Source organism: Paenibacillus sp. FSL K6-1122, assembly GCF_037977015.1.
GTDB lineage: Bacteria > Bacillota > Bacilli > Paenibacillales > Paenibacillaceae > Paenibacillus > Paenibacillus amylolyticus.
Genome location: NZ_CP150272.1, coordinates 893,461 through 919,340, shown reverse-complemented (window position 1 = coordinate 919,340; position 25,880 = coordinate 893,461). Strand labels below are relative to the sequence as shown.

The 25,880-nt window shown below is 44.3% G+C and carries 23 protein-coding genes and 2 pseudogenes; 11 read left to right on the top strand and 14 right to left on the bottom strand.

Annotation, left to right across the window (positions count from 1 at the left end):
* Window positions 1-88: 88 nt before the first annotated feature.
* From NSQ20_RS04200 to lpdA, 4 genes are all read right to left on the bottom strand, one after another.
* Window positions 89-1,270 (bottom strand): DUF4317 domain-containing protein, encoded by a 1,182-nt coding sequence (locus tag NSQ20_RS04200; RefSeq protein WP_036668338.1) that lies wholly within the window; start codon window positions 1,268-1,270, stop codon window positions 89-91.
* A gap of 363 nt (window positions 1,271-1,633) precedes the next feature.
* The gene (locus NSQ20_RS04195) at window positions 1,634-2,806 is read right to left on the bottom strand and encodes an ABC transporter permease (protein ID WP_340031885.1); all 1,173 of its coding nucleotides are present in this window, start codon (window positions 2,804-2,806) and stop codon (window positions 1,634-1,636) included.
* On the bottom strand, window positions 2,790-3,422 hold the full coding sequence (locus tag NSQ20_RS04190; protein WP_340031884.1) for an HlyD family efflux transporter periplasmic adaptor subunit: 633 nt from the start codon (window positions 3,420-3,422) through the stop codon (window positions 2,790-2,792). Before NSQ20_RS04190 ends, NSQ20_RS04195 begins: the two co-directional genes overlap by 17 nt.
* A gap of 49 nt (window positions 3,423-3,471) precedes the next feature.
* Window positions 3,472-4,857 (bottom strand): dihydrolipoyl dehydrogenase, encoded by a 1,386-nt coding sequence (gene lpdA / locus NSQ20_RS04185; RefSeq protein WP_340031883.1) that lies wholly within the window; start codon window positions 4,855-4,857, stop codon window positions 3,472-3,474.
* A gap of 200 nt (window positions 4,858-5,057) precedes the next feature.
* Between lpdA and NSQ20_RS04180 the strand changes: the two genes are divergently transcribed.
* Window positions 5,058-5,633 (top strand): TetR/AcrR family transcriptional regulator, encoded by a 576-nt coding sequence (locus NSQ20_RS04180; RefSeq protein ID WP_340031881.1) that lies wholly within the window; start codon window positions 5,058-5,060, stop codon window positions 5,631-5,633.
* A gap of 285 nt (window positions 5,634-5,918) precedes the next feature.
* Here NSQ20_RS04180 and NSQ20_RS04175 read toward each other — a convergent pair whose 3' ends face one another.
* Entirely contained in the window at window positions 5,919-6,626 is a 708-nt protein-coding gene (locus NSQ20_RS04175; RefSeq protein WP_340031880.1) for a DNA alkylation repair protein, read from the bottom strand.
* A 516-nt stretch (window positions 6,627-7,142) separates the two neighbouring features.
* Here NSQ20_RS04175 and NSQ20_RS04170 point away from each other — a divergent pair.
* Window positions 7,143-8,306 (top strand): glycoside hydrolase family 27 protein, encoded by a 1,164-nt coding sequence (locus NSQ20_RS04170; protein ID WP_076253794.1) that lies wholly within the window; start codon window positions 7,143-7,145, stop codon window positions 8,304-8,306.
* A complete protein-coding gene (locus NSQ20_RS04165) occupies window positions 8,307-8,510 on the top strand; it encodes a hypothetical protein (protein ID WP_074093540.1) in 204 nt (67 codons plus the stop codon).
* A gap of 2 nt (window positions 8,511-8,512) precedes the next feature.
* Here the strand turns inward: NSQ20_RS04165 and NSQ20_RS04160 are convergent, their stop codons facing one another.
* Window positions 8,513-9,322 (bottom strand): AraC family transcriptional regulator, encoded by an 810-nt coding sequence (locus NSQ20_RS04160; RefSeq protein ID WP_340031879.1) that lies wholly within the window; start codon window positions 9,320-9,322, stop codon window positions 8,513-8,515.
* An 81-nt stretch (window positions 9,323-9,403) separates the two neighbouring features.
* Between NSQ20_RS04160 and NSQ20_RS04155 the strand changes: the two genes are divergently transcribed.
* Entirely contained in the window at window positions 9,404-10,939 is a 1,536-nt protein-coding gene (locus tag NSQ20_RS04155) for a carboxylesterase family protein (protein ID WP_340031878.1), read from the top strand.
* 195 nt (window positions 10,940-11,134) lie between these two features.
* Here NSQ20_RS04155 and NSQ20_RS04150 read toward each other — a convergent pair whose 3' ends face one another.
* Both NSQ20_RS04150 and NSQ20_RS04145 read right to left on the bottom strand, forming a co-directional pair.
* Entirely contained in the window at window positions 11,135-12,475 is a 1,341-nt protein-coding gene (locus NSQ20_RS04150) for a HAMP domain-containing sensor histidine kinase (protein WP_340031877.1), read from the bottom strand.
* Complete coding sequence (locus tag NSQ20_RS04145; protein WP_340031876.1) at window positions 12,468-13,160, bottom strand: response regulator transcription factor; 693 nt, start codon at window positions 13,158-13,160, stop codon at window positions 12,468-12,470. Before NSQ20_RS04145 ends, NSQ20_RS04150 begins: the two co-directional genes overlap by 8 nt.
* Window positions 13,161-13,319: 159 nt before the next feature.
* Here NSQ20_RS04145 and NSQ20_RS04140 point away from each other — a divergent pair, with 159 nt between their 5' ends.
* Together NSQ20_RS04140 and NSQ20_RS04135 are read left to right on the top strand one after the other, a co-directional pair.
* Window positions 13,320-14,081 carry a TVP38/TMEM64 family protein gene (locus tag NSQ20_RS04140; protein ID WP_340031875.1) on the top strand — a complete coding sequence of 254 codons (762 nt, stop codon included), beginning with the start codon at window positions 13,320-13,322 and terminating at the stop codon, window positions 14,079-14,081.
* A gap of 44 nt (window positions 14,082-14,125) precedes the next feature.
* Window positions 14,126-14,704, top strand: coding sequence for a GNAT family N-acetyltransferase (locus tag NSQ20_RS04135; protein WP_340031874.1), 579 nt, complete (start codon window positions 14,126-14,128; stop codon window positions 14,702-14,704).
* A 191-nt stretch (window positions 14,705-14,895) separates the two neighbouring features.
* On the opposite strand, the gene NSQ20_RS04130 is transcribed toward NSQ20_RS04135, so the two are convergent.
* Together NSQ20_RS04130 and NSQ20_RS04125 are read right to left on the bottom strand one after the other, a co-directional pair.
* Window positions 14,896-16,062 carry a cobalamin-independent methionine synthase II family protein gene (locus tag NSQ20_RS04130; RefSeq protein WP_124118588.1) on the bottom strand — a complete coding sequence of 389 codons (1,167 nt, stop codon included), beginning with the start codon at window positions 16,060-16,062 and terminating at the stop codon, window positions 14,896-14,898.
* A 170-nt stretch (window positions 16,063-16,232) separates the two neighbouring features.
* Window positions 16,233-16,802 carry a hypothetical protein gene (locus NSQ20_RS04125; protein WP_036668348.1) on the bottom strand — a complete coding sequence of 190 codons (570 nt, stop codon included), beginning with the start codon at window positions 16,800-16,802 and terminating at the stop codon, window positions 16,233-16,235.
* 252 nt (window positions 16,803-17,054) lie between these two features.
* Here NSQ20_RS04125 and NSQ20_RS04120 point away from each other — a divergent pair, with 252 nt between their 5' ends.
* A complete protein-coding gene (locus NSQ20_RS04120) occupies window positions 17,055-18,110 on the top strand; it encodes an ankyrin repeat domain-containing protein (protein WP_340031873.1) in 1,056 nt (351 codons plus the stop codon).
* 94 nt (window positions 18,111-18,204) lie between these two features.
* On the opposite strand, the gene NSQ20_RS04115 is transcribed toward NSQ20_RS04120, so the two are convergent.
* Window positions 18,205-19,179, bottom strand: coding sequence for a tRNA-dihydrouridine synthase (locus tag NSQ20_RS04115; protein ID WP_340031872.1), 975 nt, complete (start codon window positions 19,177-19,179; stop codon window positions 18,205-18,207).
* A gap of 387 nt (window positions 19,180-19,566) precedes the next feature.
* Here NSQ20_RS04115 and NSQ20_RS04110 point away from each other — a divergent pair, with 387 nt between their 5' ends.
* The 3 genes from NSQ20_RS04110 to NSQ20_RS04100 all read left to right on the top strand — a co-directional run bounded on the left by NSQ20_RS04110 (window position 19,567) and on the right by NSQ20_RS04100 (window position 22,963).
* On the top strand, window positions 19,567-19,773 hold the full coding sequence (locus NSQ20_RS04110) for a DUF2536 family protein (protein ID WP_076215046.1): 207 nt from the start codon (window positions 19,567-19,569) through the stop codon (window positions 19,771-19,773).
* A 260-nt stretch (window positions 19,774-20,033) separates the two neighbouring features.
* On the top strand, window positions 20,034-20,912 hold the full coding sequence (locus NSQ20_RS04105) for a GNAT family N-acetyltransferase (RefSeq protein ID WP_340031870.1): 879 nt from the start codon (window positions 20,034-20,036) through the stop codon (window positions 20,910-20,912).
* Window positions 20,913-21,196: 284 nt separating this feature from the next.
* Entirely contained in the window at window positions 21,197-22,963 is a 1,767-nt protein-coding gene (locus NSQ20_RS04100; protein WP_340031869.1) for a leucine-rich repeat domain-containing protein, read from the top strand.
* 75 nt (window positions 22,964-23,038) lie between these two features.
* Here the strand turns inward: NSQ20_RS04100 and NSQ20_RS04095 are convergent, their stop codons facing one another.
* Window positions 23,039-23,620, bottom strand: coding sequence for a TetR/AcrR family transcriptional regulator (locus NSQ20_RS04095; RefSeq protein ID WP_340031868.1), 582 nt, complete (start codon window positions 23,618-23,620; stop codon window positions 23,039-23,041).
* A gap of 149 nt (window positions 23,621-23,769) precedes the next feature.
* Between NSQ20_RS04095 and NSQ20_RS04090 the strand changes: the two genes are divergently transcribed.
* A complete protein-coding gene (locus NSQ20_RS04090) occupies window positions 23,770-24,711 on the top strand; it encodes a 2-dehydropantoate 2-reductase N-terminal domain-containing protein (protein WP_047840529.1) in 942 nt (313 codons plus the stop codon).
* A 125-nt stretch (window positions 24,712-24,836) separates the two neighbouring features.
* Here NSQ20_RS04090 and NSQ20_RS04085 read toward each other — a convergent pair.
* Window positions 24,837-25,247 (bottom strand): annotated as a pseudogene (locus NSQ20_RS04085) (methyltransferase domain-containing protein); the annotation flags it as partial.
* A 32-nt stretch (window positions 25,248-25,279) separates the two neighbouring features.
* Window positions 25,280-25,521, bottom strand: a pseudogene (locus NSQ20_RS04080) (AIPR family protein).
* Window positions 25,522-25,880 lie beyond the last annotated feature (359 nt).

Sequence of the window (25,880 nt, the reverse complement as noted above, 5' to 3'; positions counted from 1 at the left end):
GTGTTGCTTTAGGCTTGGGCTTTTTGCAATAGATGGACGTTCATCCGTCCTTGTCCGAAGATTTTACATCATCATGGTCTAGAATCAATTACTCATTTATAAGTTTTTCTGTATTAAGCGTAAACCCTTCAATCACGACATCTTCGTCCACTTCAATCATGATGCAACGTCTGCCTTGATAATTCACCTGCTTCACATATCTCAGGTCTTGCGGGCTAACCGAAATCGTAGCAACCTTGGTCTCAATCTTAATGGACTTGGACGTAAACTTTGGCATAACACTGGTCGCTTTCATCTCATAATTCTTGTTGTCAACGATCGTTTCGAAGGCACGTTCTACTTTCTCCGTTGTCAGATCCTCTATACCGCTTGCGGTCAGTACACGTTCCAGATCTTTATAATCCAGCTTCGGAGGTTCTTCCTCATGGGACTCTTCGTTAATCTCGATGACTCGGTTGATCTCCTCGTATACATGTGCAATAGTGGCTGAATCTAGCTGTTCACCGGCCACTTCCTTGACGATATCTTCGAAGATCGCCCGTTCTTCCAGTGCGGTAACGGATCTTTCTCCATTCAATACATTTTCAACAAAATGCGGATCCGGGAAATTGGATTTCCCTGTACAATACAGTACACGATTCACATCGGAGTAGTTGTCCGTCACGCTAGGGTACAAGAATCCTTGCTCTGGCGTGCTTAATTTGATAATCGGATCTACAATGATGTTGTATTTGAATTCTCTCTCCACGTAATCAAACAAGAGTGTCTTCCGCTGTTTCTCCGTGGAATTTACGCTGCACAGAATGAACGGATGGGCGAACACCTCATTCTTCTCACTCTCTTCCGTAGCTTCGTTTCTAGCCTTGGTCGGCAAGTAATACTGTCCACGCACGAACGTAGCTACCATGTCCCGCTCAAACTTCGTATCCACCAACATTCGATCCACGAGCAGCAACATCAGATCCTGCCATTCATCCGGGTCACCTGTTACCAGCGCCTGGTGAAGCAATACCTGTGCTGGATCCTCCGCCGCTTCCTGGAACTTCAATTCAAACAACTTCTGATCCAAATCACCTGTCAGCAATTTTTTGAAATTGCCCATGTACAGCTCCTGCTTCTCTCTGTCCACCAGTTCGAACGGGTGACGCTCCCAGTGATAGACCTCATTGGTTTCCTTCGTAATATACACGTTGAGAATATCGTAAATATTCAGTAGATCGTGATCGAGTTTAAACTGCTTGCGTATATGCGCGACTTCTTTTTTATTCATGATTCGTTAGACAACTCCCACAATATATAATTTTATCTGCGTGCAGCTCTATATCCTAAAAGCCAGTGCTCCCTTGGAAGTCTTCATCTGAGCAGTAGGTCACAAATGGGCTCAGCTATGGAGTAGCTGGATCAAGCCGTTCTTGCTCTCCATTTCTGTACTCTCAGTGAGAAATTATATCATATAATGATGACGATTAATGAGAAACAATCTATGGTATTTCCCACTTTATCACGATCCATTTTTGAATATGGAAAATAGCTCGCCGTATGGGAGCACGAATGAGATTTAAAAGAAAACAGAAAGACGCAACAGGAATGACTCCCGTGCGTCTTTTTTCGTTGTTTAACGATTCTTAAAAAATTAATTACTGCTCGGCAATATATCCGTATTCAACAGGGGTGCTCTGCTGGAAGAAACTTTCCTTGTTTCCCGCAGAAACAGTAATCCCATGAACAAGGACACTCCGCCAATAATAATCAGCAATGCCCCCAACTCCTGACTATAGGCTGTCAGCGCCCCGTCCCTAAACGCCATTCCACGAATCAGACGGTTAAGCCAGTTCATGGGTAATGCCCATGCGAACATTTGGAACGGTTCTGGGAACGCCAGTGGCGTTAGTTGAATTCCCGTAGCCAGAAAGGAGGGATACAATACAAAACTGGTTCGTAGGCTTACTTTCGACATTTCTTTGGCAGTGTATCCTATCAGCATACCCATGAGTGACAAGGCAAAAGCATAAACAACTAACGGAATGATAAAAAGATAAGCCTCTGCTTCAAACCGCATTCCCCCCACCTGCTTTAATAATCCATAGGTTAGAAGCAGCGAAAGGGAACTCAACACAGCGTAAGGTACACTCCGAACCCATAGCTGGAAAGGTGACTTTCCGTTTGCAAACAGTTTCCCTTCCTGACGAAGCCGGGGTACAATTGAGCCCGCTGCACTTGTTGTAATCATCAATACTACGATATTCACAAATCCAAGCACCATAAAACCGACATAACTGGAGGTTGGATTAAACAGCATCCGCTGCTGAAGGGATAATGGTGACACGATTCCTTTAGCTGTCTCGGCATCCATCCCTTTTTGGATCAGACGTGTCATGGAAAGGGTCATATTCTCTGTCAGTATGATTTCCTGAATCGCAGTGCGAATACCTGTTAACCCCGAGGGCATCGTGTTATCCATCAAGATGCCGATATTCGTCGATTTCCCTTGTTGTTGACGCAAACCCAACTGATTGGGAAGCATAATGACCGCTACAGCCTGCTCGTTGGCAAGCAATGTTTCAGGACTCATTCGGCTCGCATATACGCTTTTGACGCTCATATATTGTGACGCATTTATCTTGGAGATCAATTGCCGTGAATATTCGCTATGATCCTCATCAATAACCACAACTGGTGATTTATTAAGTTGATTCTGCGAGAACATTAATCCAAAAAATAGGGCTGCAATCATTGGCCCAATAAAAATTAGCCGTATATACTTACTGTCCGCGACGTACTTCCATTCGTCAATCAGTGATTTCATCAAGTTTCACCTCTGCTGTCATCCCCGGAAGCAAATCGGTATTCGAATCCATCGATATTCGGACCAGAAACATACTTAAATCGGCTTGCCCTTTTTCCCGCGACATACGCAAGTTCGCAAACTGAGGAGCAGTTGAGATGGAAATAATACTCCCCTTCACCTGCGTTGGCTGATCCAAATAAGGGAAATGAACATCAATGCTTTGATTCACTTCAAGCTGTTGAATTTCACTTTCCTGTATGTAAAGGTCGGTGTAATACGTATTCTTTTGCACAACTGCTAGCGGGACTCCTGCTTGGACTTGATCTCCCTGTATTACAGCAACTCGGTCAACCAACCCGTCATACGGTGCAAGTACCTCCTTATCTCCCTCCCCCGCTGATTTCACTTTGAAAAGTACCTCTCCCTCTTTCACGGAGTCACCTGCAGACACACCAACCTCTTCCATCGTCCCGGGACTATTCTGATAAAATAATGTCGTTTGCTCTGCCTCAAGTATGCCTTGTTTACTGCTCTCGGCCTGACTTACAGCATCCTTTCCTTTAACAGCCAGAAGTGAACCTCCAACAATGAGCACCATCGCAATTCCGATATACAAACCTGCTTTTAACTTCATCTTTTTATCTCTCCCATTCCCAATCCTCGTGTATGGTTAAATTTGCTGACTATTTCTGCTTTTTCATTTTGGTGACCGCGTTCTCGGCTGCCTCCATGATCACTTCTCCCAAAGTGGGATGAGGGTGAATCGTCATGGCCAGATCTTCCACGGTTGCTCCCATCTCGATCGCAAGTGCGAGCTCCGATATCAGTGTAGATGCCTCCACGCCGACGATTTGCGCGCCAATGACAATTCCTGAAGTCGGGTCAGCCACTATTTTCACAAAACCTTCGGTTTCCCTTAACGCCAATGCTCTTCCGTTGATTCCAAAAGAAGATTTTCCAATAACCACTGGAATGGCCTGTGTTTTGGCTTCCGTCTCACTTACTCCAACACTGGATAGCTCCGGATCAGAAAAGACAACAAGTGGAATCACCTTGTAATCCACTTTGGAGGTGAGACCCGCAATGGCCTCTGCAGCTACTTTAGCTTCATAGGAGGCCTTGTGAGCAAGTGCCGGACCGGCTGTAATATCTCCAATAGCATAAATGTGAGGGATAACCGTTCTGCACTGTTCATCCGTCTCAACCAGTCCTTTGTTCGTTACGAGCACACCTATGCGTTCCAGTCCTAACTGGCCGTCTGTATTGGGTTTCCTGCCGATCGTAACCAGTACATATTCTGCTGTAACTTGTTGCTGCTCCTGATTTTTTGAATAATGCAGTGTTACGGAATCCGCATTGTGCTCCACCTTTTCGGCAATCGCTCCGTTTACGATCTGGATGCCGTCCGCCTTTAATTGTTTGACTACAGGGGCTGCAAGTTCCGCCTCGAATCCAGGCAATACTTGAGTGCCTCCCTCCAGAATCGTTACCTTGGTTCCGAATTTGGCATACATCTGTCCAAGCTCCACCCCAATATAACCTCCGCCGATCACAATCAGACTACTCGGAACCTCCTGTAGAGATAATGCTTCAGTGGAAGATAAGATGCGACCTCCAACTGGAAATGCTGGCAGCTCAATTGGACGAGACCCCGTTGCCAGTATGAGATTTTTAAAAGAAATGATTTGCTCCTGTCCAGTTTGCTGGATCATGGCTGTGTGCTCATCCACCAGACGGGCCTCTCCTTCCAGAATGTTCACACCCGCAGTCTTTAACAAATAGTGGACGCCACCTGCCTGTTTATTCACAACCCCCTGTTTAAAATCCTGAGCAGTCTTAAATGTCGCTGCCGAGTCAGTTTGATTGAACTGTCTGAACCAATCATAGCGATGCGATTCCGCAATTAAGGCTTTGGATGGTATGCAACCCACATGTGTACAGACCCCGCCGAGCTGTTTACGTTCAACAATCGCCGTCTTCATCCCCAACTGCGAAGAACGAAGCGCCGCCACATATCCCCCTGGACCTGATCCAATAACTAACGTATCCACAGATTCAAGCTTGCTCATATTCTGATACCTCCCGATTTGAAGTCATTTTAAAATATGATGACCGTAATATATTATAACCATCATATTTTAAGACCGTCAACAATCGTATTGTCCCTTTTGAAAATGAACAGATATCCAGTCGCCAAATTGACAGGCTTTATTATGATGACTATAATATTTTAGAAAAGCAGAACGATGAAGCTATGGAGTGAGTGATCATGCCCTATCCCAAAGGACATAAGATAAAAGTACGAGGTAAGATTGTTGAGAGTGCTGCTCGGGCTTTTCGCACCAATGGTATCCAGGAGGTGAGTGTCCCGTTTATTATGAAGGGAGCTGGATTAACTCATGGAGGATTCTATTCACACTTTGACAACAAGGAACAATTGGTTGCCGAAGCCTGTGAATATGCCATTAGTGATACCATTACACTTCTAAAGAACGTGGCTGATCAGGAAGAGCAGAATTTCAAAATTAATAAAGTAATCGATTATTATTTGAGTCCGTATCACCGCGACCAAACGGAAATGAGCTGTATTTTCCCCGCCCTTTCCAGCGAAATATCCCGTTCGTCCGAAGAGGTTCGGCAGGTATTTACCCATGAATTGGAGCGGATGATCGCTTTTATCTCCAATCTGGCTGAGATTGATGTGTCCAGAGGTCGTGCACTGTTCAGTACAATGGTTGGTTCGCTTGTACTTGCACGCTCTGTTAGTGATCCTGAGCTTAGCGACAGCTTTCTCTCGGCGGGCAGGCAGCAAGCCAAAGAAATGGTTAAAAGGAAAGATATGTAGAGGTTTCGGTTTTTTATATTATACGTAGATTTGATGCTGCTATATCGAGTTGAAACACAAATAGACCGCCCACCCTTGCAAAGGTTGCGGTCTACTTAATTGTGTATCCTCTTGTTAAGCCCACCGCCCTTAAAAGCGGCTATTGCATTAGAGAGTCGTGTTAGCGCACGGCTCTCTGACGCATTATAAGCTGTTTCTGTCCTCAATGTAACATCGAGATTGTGGATTTCAATCCCAAGATAACCATATGTTCCGTATGTTAACACTTACGATACGGCGAAAATTTCAGCATCTTACATATTTACGCTTGAAGCCCGTCCGACCTTTTTCCACTGCCTTTTGGATATTCTCAGAGGCATTCAGCAGCTTGCTCTTGGGCATGTCCTTGTTCACTTCGACAGGTCCCACAGCCTTGGCTATCTCCACTGCCTGATCGTGCAACGGTTGATAGGATGTTGCAACGGTATACAGGAAGTTGTTCATCGAATATTTCGTTCGTTCCGGAGATTCGTGAATCGTCTTTTTCACCTGTTCAAGCATCTCCATTAGTTTATTCTCCGAAAACTCAGCATCCTTTCGACTGCCGAGTAACCAACAGTAACAGCTCCATCCTGCTGACATTTTCAGCTCATCTCCGCTGGCGATCCACTTATCCGAAACTTCTTGAGCAATATCCGTCTCGGCTAACGTCACAGCAACGATAAAGTCAGAGATCATGTAAAAATAAGCAGCATCGATCCAACGATCAAAATCTGCTTCCGTCATCGCTTGGGGATCGGCAATCACGCCAGCAAAGTACATCGCATCATAATTCCCCGTTGCATATAGTTCCTCCGCCAAAGGCTGATCCTTTTTGATCCGCTTAGCCATTGGTTTCATCGCCCCGGTTGCCACGCCAAATAGCGGTTCATGCGCACCGTTGGAGATATAGATTTTTTTCGTTCGTTCTTTGCCCAGCGCTTCAAGCTCCTGCATTACTTCATCTCGATTCATTTCACAACACTCCCAATCCTATAAATTATATATCTAATCAAATCAAACAGACACTTATGTTTAACGAAAAACCGATGGAAAATCGCACATTATCCAATTGGAACCCTTCTGGCATATGCATAATTGTTACGGCGGGATTACTATCTTACGTATGAGGGGTTCCCCACTGGAGTATTTTTCCTAAAAAAACTGAATACTATTCAAATTTCCCTGTTGCTCTGACAACCTGTTCGAGCATTATAACCGATCATAACTTCTATACCATTGTTTTGCACAGATCCCTGAAAAGATAGATATAACTTCTTCGCAGACAGACATTTTTCCTTTCTTATGCTTCTACCGGCAACTTCTGAATACCTGCCCAGAGCCTGATTGGAAGAGGGAATTCCCCCAGCACAAGCAGAGCAACATATGTCCATGTCCAAGCAACGTTAAGCTATGGCAGGATACGTCACTCATCGTTTATGTTCAGTTTAGTGTTGTTAACAAAACCGAGATGAGGAAGGATGCGAGAGCATGAGCAACAATCAAGTATTAGGCTTTGCCCCTGCCCTGGGCTGGAATTCGTGGAATACCTTTACGTGGGATATTAACGAACAATTAATTCGGGATGTCGCTGATGTGTTTGTATCGGAAGGTTATCTGGCCGCTGGTTACGAGTATATTGTCATTGATGATTGCTGGAGCCTGAAGGAACGTGATGCGAGTGGCAATCTGGTGGCTGACCCGGAGAAATTCCCGAGTGGAATGAGAGCGCTTTCTGATTATATCCATAGCAAAGGACTAAAATTCGGCATGTATTCATGCGTGGGTACACATACATGTGCCGGGTATCCAGGCAGCTTCGAGCATGAATTCCAGGATGCTGCCCTTTTTGCCGAATGGGGCGTTGATTATTTGAAGTATGATTACTGCTTCAAGCCGCGCCATATCTCAGGAGAGCTGCTGTACAAACGGATGAGTCTTGCGCTCAAAAACTGCGGACGCGATATCCTGTTCTCCGCCTGCAACTGGGGAGCCGACGACGTATACGATTGGATTCGGGAATCGGGGGCTCATATGTACCGCTCCACCGGTGATATCCGTGACAATTGGGATTCAGTGAAGGAACTTGCCCTGTCTCAATTGGGCAAACAAAGCTACACCGGCTCCTTCTGCCATAACGACATGGATATGCTGATTGTAGGTATGTACGGTGGAAGCAACAATGATTATATCGGCAGCATCGGCGGATGCAACGACATCGAATATAAAACCCACTTCTCTCTCTGGTCCATGATGGGTTCCCCATTAATGATCGGATGTGACGTGCGCAAGGCTAACCAGATCACAAAAGATATTCTCCTGAATCCTGACCTGATCGCTATCAATCAGGATGTAGAAGCGCGCGGAGCTTACCGCATTAAACCAGAACCGCAATGGTTTCACACAGACGATGTATTTATGCTGGTGAAGGTACTCACAGATGGTGATCTAGCTATTGGTTTCTTCAACCTGAGCGACAGCCAGCGGGAATTGTCTTTGCAATTTTGGGATATGGGTCTGCCTTATGCTGCCGGTTATGCCCTGTCCCTGTATGACTGCTGGGAACATCAAGAGCTTGGCGTATTCCGTGAACGCTTCGCTCCCGTTGTCGCAGCACATGATTGCCTCGTCGTCCGGGCCAAACTGGTGAAATAGATGGCTCAACATCGCCTGTGCACCTCCTGTCAGGTCCCGCTCTCTTCAGACGATGTGGGCATCTACCTCAAATTGATCTCGCGCTCTGCTCAGCAATTTCTGTGCATTGATTGTATAGGAGTGAAGCTGAACTGTGGACGTGAGCCTATTGAGAAGCTGATCCGTTATTTCCGAGAGTCCGGGAACTGCGCCCTGTTCCGTTAACTTTATACCTTCGTCCGGTGCAGCGTAATGTACTCTGTTGGCGTGTGTGAAGTTGATTTCTTGAATACTTTGGAAAAATATAACGGATCATTGTAACCAACAGAATAAGCTACCGATTGAATTGGCAGGCCCGACGTCTTCAGCAGTTCACAGGCGCGCTCGATTCGACAGTGTGTAATATACTCCAAAACAGACTTGCCGGTTGCTGCCTTAAACAGACGAAACAAATAACTGCGCTCCAGATTAACTGCCTTTACGATCTCCGTGACAGTCAATGTTGGCTTCCAGTAGTTCTGCTCGATGTACTTTCTCGCCAGCCAGACATAATCCTTGGCGTCCACCTGCGGCTCCTTTGGATAATGCTCCATATAGTAGGAGAGCAGCAGACGCAAACGGGCATCCGCCCGCAGTAATTCATAGGATGATGCACCCGCGTTCCAGGCAAGATGGAAAAAAGGCTGCAGTGTCTCTGGCGAGACCGACACCACGGGTTGTACCTCTGAGAGCTGTGTCAGCCCCAGCAACCGCCCGGCATCCTCACCGCTAAACTCCACCCAGACGTACTCCCATGGATCTTGCGGGTCTGGATAATAGTAAATCTCCTTTTGCGGAAATATGATAAAGCTTTCCCCCGTAACTAGCCGAAAAACGCGGCCGCCCGTCTCCAGCGTCCCTTGGCCGCGGATAATATAATGCAGCGCATAAACGTCACGCACGCCTGGCCCCCATTGGTGAGGGTTAGCTGGCTTGTGACCACCGCTGATAAAATACAAATTACTGGCTCTACTGCTCTCATGCCAAATCGGATTCAACCTTGATTCCCCCTTTCTAATGCCACGTTGATCAGATGCTCGGTAACGCTTACATGCTAAATCCAGAGAGGAGAATGTTGTATGCTTAGAATGGTTACGGTAGAACATGGACAAGTGCAAGGACTGCCCGCGGCGGACCCGCGGATTACCAGCTTCAAGGGAATTCCTTTTGCCGCACCTCCTGTAGGTGAGAACCGCTGGCGCGCTCCGCAACCGCAGTCGAACTGGGAAGGTGTACTGCAAGCTTTTGATTTTGCCCCTATCTCCATGCAAGCCCCAACAGTCATCGATGATAACAATATCTATACCCGCGAATGGGCCGTTGATCCCGACCTGCCCATGGACGAGGATTGTCTGTATCTGAATGTCTGGACACCAGCCAAACGCACGGACGAGAAGTTGCCTGTTTTTGTCTGGTATTTTGGCGGGGGGCTACAAGTCGGCCATACGGCCGAAATGGAATTTGATGGCGAGCGAATCGCTCGTAGAGGTATTGTCGTTGTGACGATTAATTATCGGCTGAATGCCTTTGGCTTCCTGTGCCATCCTGAGATTAGTGCCGAATCCCCCCATGCACCCGCCAACTTTGGTCATCTTGATCAGCAAGCAGGTACCCAGTGGGTCAAACGCAACATTGCCGCCTTTGGCGGTGATCCAGACCAGATCACCATCGGCGGACAGTCGGCAGGCGGAGGAAGTGTACTCAGCCAGATGACCTCTCCGCAAAATAAAGGCTTGTTCCAGCGAGCCGTCATCATGAGCGGTATAGCTACCGAGTTGTACCCGAAGGTCCGCGTGCCTTCTGTCCGTTCCACTCTAAGGGATGCAGAGCAAGCAGGGGTTGAATTTTTTGGCTTCCTGGGCGTATCTTCCCTGGCTGAGGCGAGACAACTGGATGCTGAATATCTCCGTGACAAAGCACTCGAATACAAAAGCTTCTGGGGAACCGTCATCGACGAACAATTCTGCGCAGGCGATCCGTTTACTCGTTTTGTTCAGAAGGAGCGCGAAGCGATACCCGTAATGCTGGGGCATACGTCTTCCGAATTTTGGACCCGTCCCGCCGTAGCCAATCTGGAAGAACTGAAGCAGATGGCTGTGGAGCTATTTGGCGAAGATGCTCCTGCCTTTTTGCAGCTATGTGAGGCTGATACCGGCCAAATCGAACATGCTCTACAACAAGCATCGGTCCGCATGATCCAACATGCCATTCTGCTTGCCATCCGCGCGAATAGCGGTCATCCGTCTGAAACGCCTCTCTACTATTATAACTTCGACGCCGAGATTCCGGGCTGGGATCAGCCAGGCACTTTTCACTCCGTTGATCTGTGGTTTTTCTTCGAAACACTTGCCAAATGCTGGCGGCCTTTCACAGGCAAGCATTATGATCTGGCTCGCCAGATGTGTAATTATTTATCCAACTTTATTGCTACAGGTGATCCAAACGGTTCGGACTCCACCGGAAAGCTGATGCCTCATTGGACTCCTTGTACTACGGAACAGCCGTATCTCATGGAATTTGGCGATCAGGCTCAATTACAGCAGGCTGAGCCCGGACCGATGCTCGCGTTTTTAATTGAACAATATTTCAAGAAACAGAATGCACCTGTTGTTTAAAACATGAGGTTTGCCCTCTCGCGATATATGTAAGAGCCATGCTGTCGCATGGCTATTTTTGTATAGTGTGAATGGTAGAGCGATGTTCTTTCGCCTCGCCTATTTAGCAAGCTCCTCCACTACAGCAGTCTAAGGTAACAAAATTAGACAGCAAGATGGATTCCACGAACACTCAGCATCATTTCAAGAGATCCGTTATATATGAGTCTGTGTTGGTTTGTTGAAGATGACAGGTAGCGTAATCTGTAGTGAAAAGATATCCTTTTCCTGCGACACCGTCAACGTCCCGTTGTGCTGCTGGATCATTTTCTGACAACTAACGAGCCCAATTTCGTTGCTATCTTTCTTTTTGCCAACACGTTTAATCTTATTCTTCACCTCAAGAATGACCCATTGTTGCTTCAAAGAAATCTGGATATGAACGGGATGCCCTGGATCGGCGTATTTTCGAATATTTGAAAATATATTATCCATTACGCGACGCATGGCGACCAGATTGATTTCCAGCAAAAACTCCTCATGATGTGCATCTGTCTGAACCTGCACATCTATATCGTCCAGAACCACTAGTTGCTCATCTATGAGTTGATCGATAAGCGCTCTGCCCTCATACACTTCAAATTCTACTTCCTCTTCTTCAGCGGCGGATACTGTAAAATATTCGAATAGTTTGTCTGACAGCACTTTGATCTGATAGGCCTTCTCCCGGCTATTATGAATATACTGCAACAGATCCTCATGTGTCTTATATTTGTTAAGCTCTATGATATCCATATATCCTAATAGAATCGTGAGTGGCGTTCGCAAATCATGGGAAATCGCCGTAATCAATTCACGGTTGGCCATCCTGACCCTCTCCTCGCTGTCCAGCCGCTCCACAAATGATTTCCTCATCTCATCAATACTCTGGGCCAGAGATGACAGTTCATCCTTTCCCGATATCGTAATCGAATAATCCAAATTTCCACCTTCGAGTATTTTGATCTCTTGTTCAAGCACCCCAATATAAGATGTTTTCTTATTAATCATCAGTAGAAAGGAAACAATGAACACAATGGCCGCTATGAAAACACCAATAATCAGAATGAGGTTGTAGTATTGATACTCATAAAAGCTAACCAAGTATATCTGGGCATCCTGATCCGCAAAATGGATGGTGGTGATGGGTATTTTTGATGGCACGAATTGAGTTAACAACTCTTCATTAATGGCAGGATCAATCTCCGTGTTGGAGGAAAATCTCAATTTGTCTTTTGCAAAAATATACAGATTTAAGTAGCGCTCATGTCTTATCCAAGCAGACAATTGCTCATGATCACGGGTTGACACATTCTGGTTATCCACAAATGCTTCGAATCGATCAAGCGCATCTTGCTGCCTGTTCTCTACAAAAGTGGATTTGCTTAAATAACTATCCAATACAGTCTCGCCAACAACTTGTAAAATAACGAGTGCACTTATGGAAATGACCAAAGAAATGACAACCGCCAGAACCAGTTTAATCTTCAGCTTTTTTCCGATTAATAATCTATTCAATTTTGTACCCCTTCCCCCAAACAGTCTTCACATATTTAGGGTTCTGCGGGTCATCCTCCAGTTTGCCTCTCAAATTACGAATATGAACCATCACCGTGTTATTACACGTATAAAAGTAGGGTTGCCCCCAAACACTCTCATATATATTTTCTGCCGAGAATACCTTTCGTCGCTTCTTAGCCAATAGCAGCAAGATCTGGTATTCAATTTCAGTTAGAGCAATCTCCTTCTCCCCAACAAACACGGCTTTTGAATCCTGATGGACGGTAAGATCCTTAACGATAATTTGGTCCTGTTCTTCGGTCTTCTCCTTGCCCCGATAAACATAATACCTTCGCAGTAAAGCCTTCACCCGCGAAACAAGTTCTGTATAGGAAAAGGGTTTGGACAAAAAGTCATCACTGCCTGAGGAAAAGGCCAATTGTTTGTCAGAATCCTGCGTTTTCGCAGTGAGAAACAGGATCGGTGCGCTTGTTTTTTCACGAATCTCCAGACACGCCTTCAGCCCCGATTTATTGGGCATCATCATATCCAAAATAATGAGATCCGTCTCTTCGTTCACTCTATCAATCGCATCTTGACCATCTATCGCTTCAATCACTTCATAATTCTCACTCTCTAACAAAATCCTTACAATTTCACGAATTTCACTGTTATCATCAGCAATTAGAATTTTCTTGCTCATCTGATCCCTCCGTCTAATTTCAGTATAATATGCACTATTAGCGACTACCAGCAAATACAATCGACTTAAGAATTCTTCAGAAGTTATGTAGGTATCTCTTAATAATTTCGTCTTATACTGTAAATATGTAGAAGTTATTAGACAAAGGGGTCGTCAGGTATGCCACAACCTTCGAAAAAAGTAATGATTAACATATTGTTGGGTCTGTTCATCATGTTGTCCATTGGTCTACTGGTGTATTATTCTCCTGCCCTTATTAAAATCATGTCTTCCATGGACAACTTCAGAGCGTATATTCATTCAACAGGCCATTGGGGTCCGGTCATGTTTATTTTATTCCAGATTCTTCAGATCGTGGTTGCACCCATTCCAGGAGAAGTGGTACAGATTGCAGGCGGTTATATCTATGGGGTTACACTTGGGTCCTTGTATACTACAATAGGTTTGATTATAGGCTCAGCGATTGCTTTTTATTTTACTCGTTTTATCGGTCGCGCTTATATTTCACGGCTAATGCAAAAGAAAAATAATAAGTGGATGTCGTTAATTCATGATGAGAAGAAGTTCTCCGCTTTTTTATTTATCTTTTTCGTGATTCCCGGCTTGCCCAAAGACATGCTTGTATTTGTCGCCGCACTTACATCGATTAGTTCGTTTAGGTTCTTCACGATCCTTATCGTCGGTCGTCTGCCATGGATCATCGCATCTACCGTTGTAGGGTCCACGATTCATATGCAACAATACACCATCGCCATTATTATTTCTGTTATCGCTGTAATCGGGTTCGTATTCGGTTATATCTATAGGGAGAAATTGGTGGGATTGTTCTCCCGGTCAGACAGTACCAAAGCCAAACCCAAGGCTATACCCAGTTATAGTACGAATAGGGCGTCTCGTAAAATAAAAAGAGATACAACATGAACAAAGCCAATCTATTGATATGAAAACCGGAGGTATATCATCTTATGCAAATACTTAAAACCAATCGATTAATCCTGAGAAATTTCACCGTAACGGACGCAGCCGGACTGTTGGAATACACAGCAAATCCCAGAGTGAATTGTTTTATGGATCAACGAATTTCAACGTTGGAAGACGCTGCGGCAGAGGTCGCAAAAAGAAGCAGTGACGATTCCCACATCGCAGTCTGTCTGAAAGACAGTAACGAGTTGATCGGTGAGCTGTTTGGTATGAGGGAAGATCGGGATGCCGATACGGATAAAGATTCGAATTCAGATACGTATAGTATAGGTTGGAATTTTAATGGCAGATTTGAAGGGAAAGGGTACGCCAGTGAGAGCGCCAATGCTTTCATCGAAAATCTCTTTATGGAACAGGGAATAAGAAGATTGTACGCTTATGTCGAGGATGATAACTTCCGTTCTCAGAAACTGTGTGAGAAGCTGGGCATGCGTCGGGAAGGTCTTTTTTTGGAGTTCATTTCATTTGTCAAAAATGAGGACGGCACACCGAAATACGAGAATACGTATCAATATGCTTTGTTGAAAAAGGAATGGCTGGCACAGCGTGAATCGCAGAAATAAAAAATGACAAGCCTCATCATTAGTTTAAAAAAGTTATAGAAATGAGTACGTACCCATGTGTACGTTCCACAACAAATACGGCGGCTTCTCCCTGGATAGATTCCAGAGGAAAAGTCGCCGTTTCATTATCGTGCATAACACTATTGATCGAGCAATGTGTTTATAAGGTCACAATACATTCAACTTGAATCCTAGACGGTGCTGCCCCAATATTGCTTTGCAATCTTCTGCCCCTGATCAATCTTCGCCCATTGCTGAGCTTCGCTTAATTCGTTACCACCATCACAAGATGCAAAGCCGCATTGGTGAGACAGCAGCAGCCGATCCTTATCGATGATTTTGGAAGCTTCGTCCAGCAAACGGACAACACGTGCTTCATCATCGAGTGTACTCGTTTTGGATGACAACAGACCCAGTACAATTTCCGTTTCAGGTCTGTCCTTGAACACTTCCAGAGCTTCAATTGAACCCGCACGATCATCATCCCACTCCAGGAAGAAACGATCATACTTCAATTGCTTCAGGAATAGATTCGCAATTTTGGCATACGATCCACCACCCATGTTGCGGGAATCATAATTGCCGCGGCAGTTATGTGTCCACATTTTCAAGCCAAGACTATGACCAAAGTCAATCACGGTATTATTAATATCAATGAATTCGGTAGCGAGACCTGATACTTCATCTTGATTAATATTTTCCCCTGTAAAAGGAGAGTTCGGGTTGTCGTCTGCAAACAATTCCCACAAGCAATCATCGAATTGCAGAATTTTGCCGCCCACTGCAGCGAATTCCTCCACGAATTCCTTGTACGCGATCACAAGACCCTCTTTGAGCTCCTGTATGTTTTGATATACAGCATCCGTTCCACCAATGTTATCCGACCAGGAAAGCTCACCGAAAATATGGGAAGGAGACGGTACGCAAAGTTTCGTTTGTTGCTCGCCAGCCGTGTCTTGCAGTTGTTGGAACAGTTGAATGAAATGATGGTTCTTTCCACTCAATTTATCAGTGATGCGCAGTCCAATATCTTTGCGTGTTTCATACTTCGAAGTTCCGTCCACATCTCTGAAAAAATAGCCGTGATCCGCGATGTAACGCTTCACTCCGCCAAATCCCCATACAAAGTCCAGATGCCACATCGATTTGGAGAATTCGCCATCGGTAACCACGGACAAGTTATGTTCGATTTCCTTTGCGACAACTTGTTTGATTGCCTCTGTCTCACACTTCTCATATCCTTCGTAGTTTTCATAGAACGGATATTGGATATCATCATTATGTTCAATTTGCGTTTTATATTTCAGCAGCTCATCCGGCCGCAATAAACTTCCTACGATCTGGAACTTATCAGTCATGTAAAAAACCCCCTCGTTGTATACAATGATCATATCACGCTGAGAGCAGTTAGAAGGGATACTAAAAAACCATAACTGGTTATAGTTAAAAGCTATATCCACTTATTAGACAGATTTCAGTGAAACCGTCACCGACAAAGTGTACCTCTATCCGTGAACGTTATTCAATTTCACACCGTACGACGACGCAGTTCATAAAAATACTGAACGGCTGGATGCTTTAATTTGACCTGCTCCGACATATTTAGAATTCGCTTTTTGCCAACTCGTCTGTCCATTAAAGCCAGAATATTAAACAAGATATCCTTGCTCTCCAGATTATCCTCTATAGAAGTGGATAAATACGTCGTAGCTGCAACGGTAAAATTCGATTTACTGAGTGCGGTCTGAGCCAACAAAAGCTCTTTGGCATGTACGGAGATTTTTCTACTTCTTGCCATGACTTGAAGACGATCCTCGGGAATGGGTCCTTTGGAATCTTTTCTGATAGCTTCAATCTCTTCATCGCTCACAGGAATCATGATCTCCGGGTCGCTCTTGATCTCCTGCTCTGACTGATACCATCGGATTGGGGTTGTAGTATCACTCATGTTGAGTACATTCTTTTTATCTACAGTAATATAACAATTGCCTGATTTATCAGGTGAATAGCTATAGCTGGTAGCACGGTACTCCACCCTTCCAACTAACGCAGGACTAAGAAAACTCTCCAGTTGTTGCTTCAATTTACTCCAGGACATATATCCTCCTATTATCAAAAGCCTACCGCATGAATTACGGCGATCATTTCAAATATTTTTCAATCCGTCTCCAGTATCAACATTCATCTAAATTATAACATAGCAAACCAAATTGATGATGGAAGAAACCCAGTTATTGGTTTTAAAATTCCCTATGTGATAAAATTGCAGAAAATTATCTACTTACTATTAAATCGTCATAGCCTACCATTGGAACATACGTTGTTATTCACAAAGGAGAGGAAGAGTGTAATGGCTACGAAGAAAGCAACCTTACCTGCTCATATGGAAAAACTCGTTAAAGATAATGATATCGCTACCGTAAAAGAGGTTTTCGAGCAATGCGAATGGGATGCCCGCGGGGGCTACAGCAAAGGTACGACCCTCAGCTTTCGTCAAATATCGGATGAATTGGTTCGTTGGCTGGTAGAGCAAGGGGCAGATATTAATGCACGCGACAAATATCAACGCACGCCTTTACATGCCCATGCCTCACATTGGTCAGGAAATGTGCCCCTGTTCCTTGAATTAGGTGCGGATCTGGACGCTGTGGATTATCAAAATGAAACACCGTTACATGCAGCGATCAATGGGTATCGAACCAAAGTTGTTCAAGAGTTGGTAAACCAAGGCGCTACGATTAACGTAGAAAATAAACAGGGAAATACGCCATTAGCTAAGGGGTTAGCCAATTGCAGGAATAGCGATATAGTCAATCTGGCAGAGATTGCCGCAATTCTGCTGGATGCCGGAGCATCGGTCACCCCGGATATGAAAGATTCGGTGAAGCGGATCGGTAAGGATTTTGAATTCGTCCGTGAGAAGTTCAATAAGGACAAGGTCGATGAAGTTTCAGACGCGCTGATCAAACTGTACCAGTTATTTGATGTCGATCCGGTCGCGAATCGGATCATGCACGATGGGACTACCCCCATTCAGGTAAAGGCAACCACTTGGACCAAACAGCACCAAGAGCTGTGGGAATATCTCATTCCGGCCCAAGGCCACGCTCAAACGGTGCAGGGAGAGATCATCCGCATCACAGGACGTGTGTCCCATGAAGTATTGGATAATGGCGGTGGAAACTGGGATGCGGAGTATCGCAAGATGCTGGATGCACTGATTCGTCACCTGGGCTCTGGTGCGCCACTCGCCCCCGCACTTCTCCAAGAGGCAGCAGACTTGGTCAGCAGGCTTCGCAATGGATACGATTTTGATGCGCCTGCCAGATTATCCGAGTTGGCTGTGTTATGGGTGCTTGCCAATCCTCAACCGGTTGCTATGGAGAAGCCTGCGTACACGCGTTAAACAGCAAAGCAAAAAAAGAAGCGGAAGAGATACCGCTTCTTTTTTGCTATTAATCTACCTGAATCATACTCCGTATCCATGATTACGTCTTACTCTACTCTACCTGTTCATTGCTTTCAAACTCATTGAGCAATTCGCGTACTTTAGAAGTGGTTTTGGCGTTCATCAAGCTGTTTCTCAGCTCACTAGCACCGCGGAAGCCACGAACATAGATTTTGAAAAAACGGGCCAGCGGGCTGAACGAACGTGGTTCAAGCTCGGAATATTGATCATGGAGATCCAAATGCAGCCGTAGCAAATCAAGCAATTCCGTGCTGCTGTGTTCCTTTGGCTCCTTTTCAAAAGCAAATGGATTTTGGAAAATACCGCGCCCAATCATAATACCATCCACACCATATTGCTCCACGAGTCTCAGGCCTGTCTCACGGTCAGGAATATCCCCGTTAATCGTCAGCAGTGTATTAGGCGCTATCTCGTCACGAAGTTTTTTAATCTCCGGAATCAGCTCCCAGTGAGCGTCTACTTTGCTCATTTCCTCTCTCGTCCGCAGATGAATAGACAGGTTCACAATGTCCTGTTGCAAAATATGGGTCAACCAGTCGCGCCATTCATCGACCTCAGTAAATCCAAGACGCGTTTTTACACTGACCGGCAGCCCCCCGGCTTTCGCCGCCTGAATGATCTCCGCCGCAAGGGCTGGCCGGCAGATCAATCCACTTCCTTTTCCATTCTCGGCTACATTCGCTACCGGACAACCCATATTGATATCGATGCCTTTAAATCCTTCTTTCTCCATACCGATACTCATCTCACGAAAGAATTCCGGTTTATCTCCCCAGATATGAGCCACAATCGGCTGTTCGTCCGCTGTAAACATCAAACGCCCTCGCACACTATGGTGCCCCTCCGGGTGACAATAACTCTCTGTGTTCGCAAATTCGGTAAAAAACACATCCGGTCGCCCTGCTTCACTCACAACATGACGAAACACAACATCCGTCACATCTTCCATGGGTGCCAGTATAAAAAATGGTCGTGGCAATTCACGCCAAAAGTTTTCCTTTGTCATCTCAAAAGCTCCTCTATACATTCCAGGACAGTCTCTGTCCTCATTAATAGTTAAAATAGTAAAATTCGTAACTCATACATCTGCTTGCTATCATTTACATGATCATTCGCAGTTTCGTTACGATTCACATTATGGTGTCCTAGCTTCTTCTTCACTTATACCATGCAAATGTAACTTTGTTCAAACAGCAGTATCTGTTATTACTTCCATTAGATCTTCAGATTAATGGAAGTTCGATGATCTCAAAATTGCCCTTTCCCGATTTTATCACGTCTTTATTAGATTTTCAGCCCGATTGCTCTTGCCGAACTGGAAAAGCTCCTCTAAAATGAAGCTCGACAGGCTTTTAACCTGAAAATCGAGATTTTAAGGAGGCCTGAATGATATATGGAAATTTCACTGGATATGATCAAAGACAAAGTCGAATGTTTGCAGGCTTATGACTTCCGTGAACTGGAACGAGCGATCGAAGAACGAATCGGAATGAACAAAGCATTAATGCTGCGCGTGAAGCAAGTTCAACATCAAGTAACGTTTGACCCTTTTCGCAACAAGATGTTATATAGTGCAATCGTGCATTTTAACGTAGATTAATGGACCAAGATTTTCAATAGTGAAAAACAGTTCACTGACGCAATTGCATTTAAGCATATCCTATAAAGCATGCAAAAAAGAAGACGCGAATTCGCTCGCGTCTCTTTCCATATCAAACTCCACTTTCTCTTGTTACAAATCTTGCTTAACCAACAACAACTTATAAGCAGAATTTCACCTGTAATCATACTTTACATAGTTAAATACGGGATCGTACCACTTTACAAACAGTCACTTTTGAGGATTAAGGGGGTAATACCATGCAAGAATTAATATTTATGAAGAATTATAAAAACAATGAAGTACTGCGCAAGAGTTTTTTCGAGCTTGCTGTCAACACGTTTGAGATCAATTTTGAAGATTGGTATCAACAAGGATACTGGGGCGAGCGTTACATTCCTTATTCATATGTCGATGGAGACCAGGTTATTGCCAACGTTTCTGTTAACATCCTTGAGCTCATCATTCACGGTGAGAAGAAAAAAGCGATTCAAATCGGCACGGTGATGACACATCCTGATTATCGGGGGAAAGGACTCTCTACACGTTTAATGAACAAAGTTTTAGAGGAATACGAGAACAAGTACGATTATATGTACCTTTTTGCCAATGAATCTGTGCTCGATTTTTACCCCAAGTTTGGGTTTAAGCCTGTGGAAGAACATCTTTTTTCAATGAATTATACGGCAAAAAAATCACCCGAGCCTGCGGACATCCGAAAACTAAATGTAACTAACGCGGAGGATTTACGTCTTATTCAAAAATTGGCATCGGAAAGATTGCCTGTTTCTCAGCATTTCGCAACCCATCATTCTCAAGGAATACTCATGTTTTATTGCCTGAATGTCTTTAGTGATGATATTTATTACTTGGAAAACGAAAACGTCATTGTTATTTATCAGAAAGAAGACAATCATATTGAGCTCTTCGACGTTGTTAGCTTAAACGAAATGAATATGAAAGATATCTTGGATAAGATTGCAGATGAAGATACGGAGAAAATAACCTTTCATTTCACTCCAGATGATCAAGGTCTTGATCTAAAAAGTTCGATCACCAATGAAGGTTTATTTGTAAGAACCCATGGTGAACATCTCTACCCTCTGCACGTTAAACATCCGATTACATCTATTGCTTGATGATTTATTTAATAAGACCTACCACCTGACCATATTAAAAAAAGATCAAAAAGGAGCAGGATTTCCCTGCTCCTTCGTTATGTGAAACTTCTTTCTCTCATCAAACGTAAATTCACAAGGTATAATGAAATCAGATGACCGTTCAGCATGATCTTATGACCATCATAATGAAGGAGGGGACATTCGTGGCGTTTATCCCGCTAAACTGCCCCAATTGCAACGGAAAAATTGAATACAAGAAGGATGAGGTTTTAAAGTGTCCCTATTGTGAAACAGAGCTTTTATTGAAGCAAAATCATGTCTATTACGTAGACCAGACTATTAATCATTACCACGGAACGCCCCCTAAAGCACCGCTGAAGCAGACTGCCTCCGTAAAGGTAATGCTGATACTGATGTTAGTCCTAACTGGCGCGATCGGTACATATTTTTATTATAGCAACAGCTCCACCTATCCAAAAACAGAAGCCAATCTGCCTGTACGAAAGATGCCTGAAAGCGAGGTTCTGCTCTCATTTTTGCGAGATATCTTTGATAAAGGGTCCGCCTTGCCAACAGAGGAGGAATTGGCTCGTATTCGCTATTTAACCGTAGAGCATTCGGAGAATGATCAGTGGAAGTTTACATATAGCCTCTCCGATCCCTTCAGCGATGAACAGGCCGAGAAGATCACTTATATTACTCAGGACAAAAAACTGAATAGCCAGCGGATTGATCAGCGAGATTTTGAAGCTTTTAGGGGACTGACGGCATTGGACCTGACGAATACCTATGAAATATCCCAGACGGACCAAACCACTTTGGCCCATATGCCCGGATTAAAAAGTTATGCTGGCGCTTTTAACGAATCCTTCAGTACATTTTCGGGCTACTTTGGCGACAAGTCTAAAATTACGGAGCTTTCCACGCAGCTTCGCAGCAATCAGGAGTTGGCCCTACTACTGGAATTCCCCAATCTGAACTCTTTATCCATTACCTATGTGGATGAGTCCGTAACGGATTTTCACTTGTTAAACCAATTGCCAATCAAGTCCCTGTCGCTCACCTTTGTCGATGAACTCGGATGGGTGTCGTCCATGACCGGATTATCATCCTTGTCCATACAGTACAGTGAAACCACAGACCTGCAGCCGCTGTATGCCTTGACCCAGCTTCAGGAGCTTCAGTTGTCCTATTTAACGAACGTAAAGTCCATCGACTTTGTGCAAAATATGCCTGCTCTACAAACGTTAGATATTGAAAATGTAAACATCTCGAGCCTAGAGCGCTTGACCGGCAAAAACTCCATTACTACACTACGCCTGGCTTCTCTAAGTCAACTTGGTTCGGTAAAAGCCATCAATAGCCTGTCCTCTTTGCGGGAATTAACGTTGTCCGGCTACTACGAGAATGCAGAAGCGCTGACATTGCCTAAAGTAGAGCGAGTGGAAATTCCAAGCTCTTTTCTCCCCGGGCTAAAGGCCCCGGCTGCAACCAACCTGACGCTCCGTGGCGGAAGTGGGGAATTGAACTTGGCTGCGCTGGGTAAATTCCCGAAACTGGAGCAACTCTCGCTCTGGGAGATCAGTGAAATAACCCGTCTTGGCGCCCTGGACGGCTTGTCCCGCCTAGAGACCTTAAACATTTACGACTCGTCACTGTTCAAGGAAAGCGACGCCTTATATCGTTTGAAGCAGGTGAAATCTTTGGTGTGCTCCGAGTGCAGGCTGAACTTTGAACAAAAGGCGGCCGCGAAGAACAGCGTACTTGAACATTTGACCTTAAACCAGTCATATTTTAGCATGAACAATACCTCTGTTACTGAAATTGATCAAATGATGCCTTACTTTGCCAACATGTCCGCTCTGCGTTCCTTCACTATGCAAGACAGCAATTTGGCTTCTCTCGAATTCATGAGCAACTGGCAAGCTATAGAGGAACTTCATCTCGAGAACAATGCCATCTCCAATATCGAGACCCTAAGCCTGCTGCCTAATCTGCAAAAGGTATATCTATCCGGTAATTCCGTACAAAACAAATCTGTGGTTGGCGCGAGTGTGCATGTGTATTAGACAAGAAGGGGTTCGAGAATTATGTATAAATTCTCGAACCCCTTATGTTTATGTTTAGCTTTCTAACCATCATCGCTACACTCCAGAACGCTGCGGATTGACCGTGCCAAAGATATGATACGGTGTTATCCCCTTTGAAAATAGACTATCGATCAGTTTGATCAATTCCTCCGACGATAGATCTTTGTCGTTGCGTATCCAAAGACGAAACATAGATATTAATGTTGAAATGTAAAACTCAATGATATATGGTGCCAAGACATCATCTGTTGGAAAACCCACAATCAATCGCTCAAAGGGAATTTCTCTTCTCAAGCGTTCCACAAAATGAACAGAACCATAGTCGCCCAATATAGCTTTAAGAACTGAAATCTCCTCTGCATTTTCTAAGCATTGAAGTGCATCTTGAATAGTATGTGTAGAAAACTCTCTGCCTGCCATTTCCTCCTTAATGGATTTCAAAATACGCTCTTCAACGCAGTCCAACAACTCATAGATATCTGTAAAGTATTGATAAAATGTACTCCGATTATATCCTGATTGGTTAGCAATCTCTTGAATAGATATTTTTTCGATGGGTTTTTGGCTATATAAATCGCAGAATACATTTATGAATGTCTGCCTTGTTTTGTCCGTAATTTCAGGTTGCTTTTTCATTATTTGCCTCCGTTTGCTGTTCGATCAATTATCCGACAGATATTAAAAATCTGATGGTTGATGACCGTATAGTGAATCAATACAATAATATTATACAACACGTTGTTGGATCATCAACAAGGATGAATATTGATTATTAGGAGGCTAAGATGAGAATTTTATTTTTCGGTAGAGGTGTAATATCGACCCAATACGCGTGGGCTTTCGAAAAGGCAGGCCACACCGTTGAGTTTTACGTTAGAAAAGGGAGAAAAGAAACCTTCGGAAGTCATATAGCGCTTGAAATGTGGGACGCACGAAGAGCGAAACGGTTAATCAAGGAAAACTGGAAAGTCAAGCTGCATGAGGAGATAAGCCCAAATTACGATCTTATTATTGCGAGTGTCAACACGAAACAACTTCCCGAAGCAGCACAATTACTATCGACTACCGCGGGTAACACCCCGATCCTTATTTTCAATAATATTTGGCAGGATTTAAAATCATCGATCTTGCCCTTGTCTATGAACAATGTTGTCTTTGGTTTCCCAGGAGCAGGAGGCGGCATTGAGGACAATAAGCTTAGGGGCGGCTTCTTAAAAACGATATTTCTGGAAAAACCACGTGTAGGCACGGAACAGATAAACAACAAGGTCAAAGAACTATTTGAAAGCGCCCATTTTAAAATCAATTGGATAAAGGATATGCAAAGCTGGCTATGGAATCACTTTGCCGTGAATGCGGCGATGGAGACCGAGGTGTTAAAACGGGGAAGTTTTCCAGCACTTATGAATCATCGTGACTCATTCGCAAATGTTGGTAAGAATATGCGGGAAATGGCACCTGTACTTAAAGCAAGAGGCGCAAAGATGGACGCGATTACTCTACTGTTGACCAAAATTCCATCAGCACTTCTCGGCACGCTGTTTAACAAGGTTATTTTTGCAAAGGGCAACTTACCGCGACTTTTCATTGAATACAACAATAGTAAAGCCGGTTTTGCAGTACTTGAAGTTGTGAGAGAAGCAAAAAAGTTAGGTATACCTTCACCACGTCTTACTGCGGCATTTGCAAACACTGAGCAACAACACAAAGCTATTGAAAAAGGATAAACTGGAAAACTTGATATTGTTCAGACCAACATCAACTCTACTAATGGTTATAACAACTATAGCCCGAGCTTTAGAAGCTTCGGGCAAAGTAATTTATTAAAACAGGTAAATGTAGCTTCAAAACACTACACCCTAACCAACATCGCTACACTCTCCACATGCACCGTATGTGGGAACATATCCACCGGCGTTACCTCAACCGTGCGATAGCCACCATCCTCCAGCACAAGAAGATCACGTGCCAACGTACTCGGATTACAACTCACATACACCACTCGCTCCGGCTTCATCTCCAGGATCGTTTCCAGCAAACGTGGATCACAGCCCTTCCGCGGTGGATCAACAACGATCACGTGGGCTTCAATGCCTTGTTCTTTCCAGCATGGAATAACGTCCTCGGAAGCACCAACTTCGAACTTGACGTTACGCATCTCGTTCAGCATCGCATTACTACGCGCATCTTCAATCGCTTTGGGCACGATCTCCACCCCGTATACCTGATCCGCATGTTGCGCCAGGAAAAGAGAGATCGTTCCACTCTGTGATGTAATCTGCGAAAGAAGCAAAACTATTGCGCCCCCTTGGATACAACATCTGGCTTTTTAAGCCAAGAATTTTCACTCTTAGATAGAGAGGTTTTTTCAATGAGTTGAGTTTTCGGATTTTCGAGCTGAAATTTAGTTTTTCTGTTTTTGTCAGATACGCCTGTTCGATGAGATATTCTCCACTTACTCTTTCATAAAACCAATGTGTTCTGCGTTGTGACCCTCCTATATTTGGAGCCCAAACACGCTGTGAATTGCTTTTCATTTCTTTATAATATGGATTATTTGAAGAAAAGTCCTTACATTTTGCTCAAAAAGCCTCTGTCCGAATTAATCATAGATCTTTACAAGATCATCACCTGTCATAAATGAAAGATAAGACGGCCTCGTTGAACTAACGGGACACGGTAGTTCATAGGGAAATACATCTCAACTATTAGTCTTTCCTGACCAACAGTGAGTAACACTCCACATGACTAGTGTGCTGTAACAAAATCAAAACAAAAAAACGGCATCTCTGCCGTTTGTGTTTAAAGTGTTGATGCAGACAGCGGCGGTTTTCATACGATGAAAAGACACATGCACAGTATGCCTGTTGATGCGGCTCATTTCTAGCAATATTAG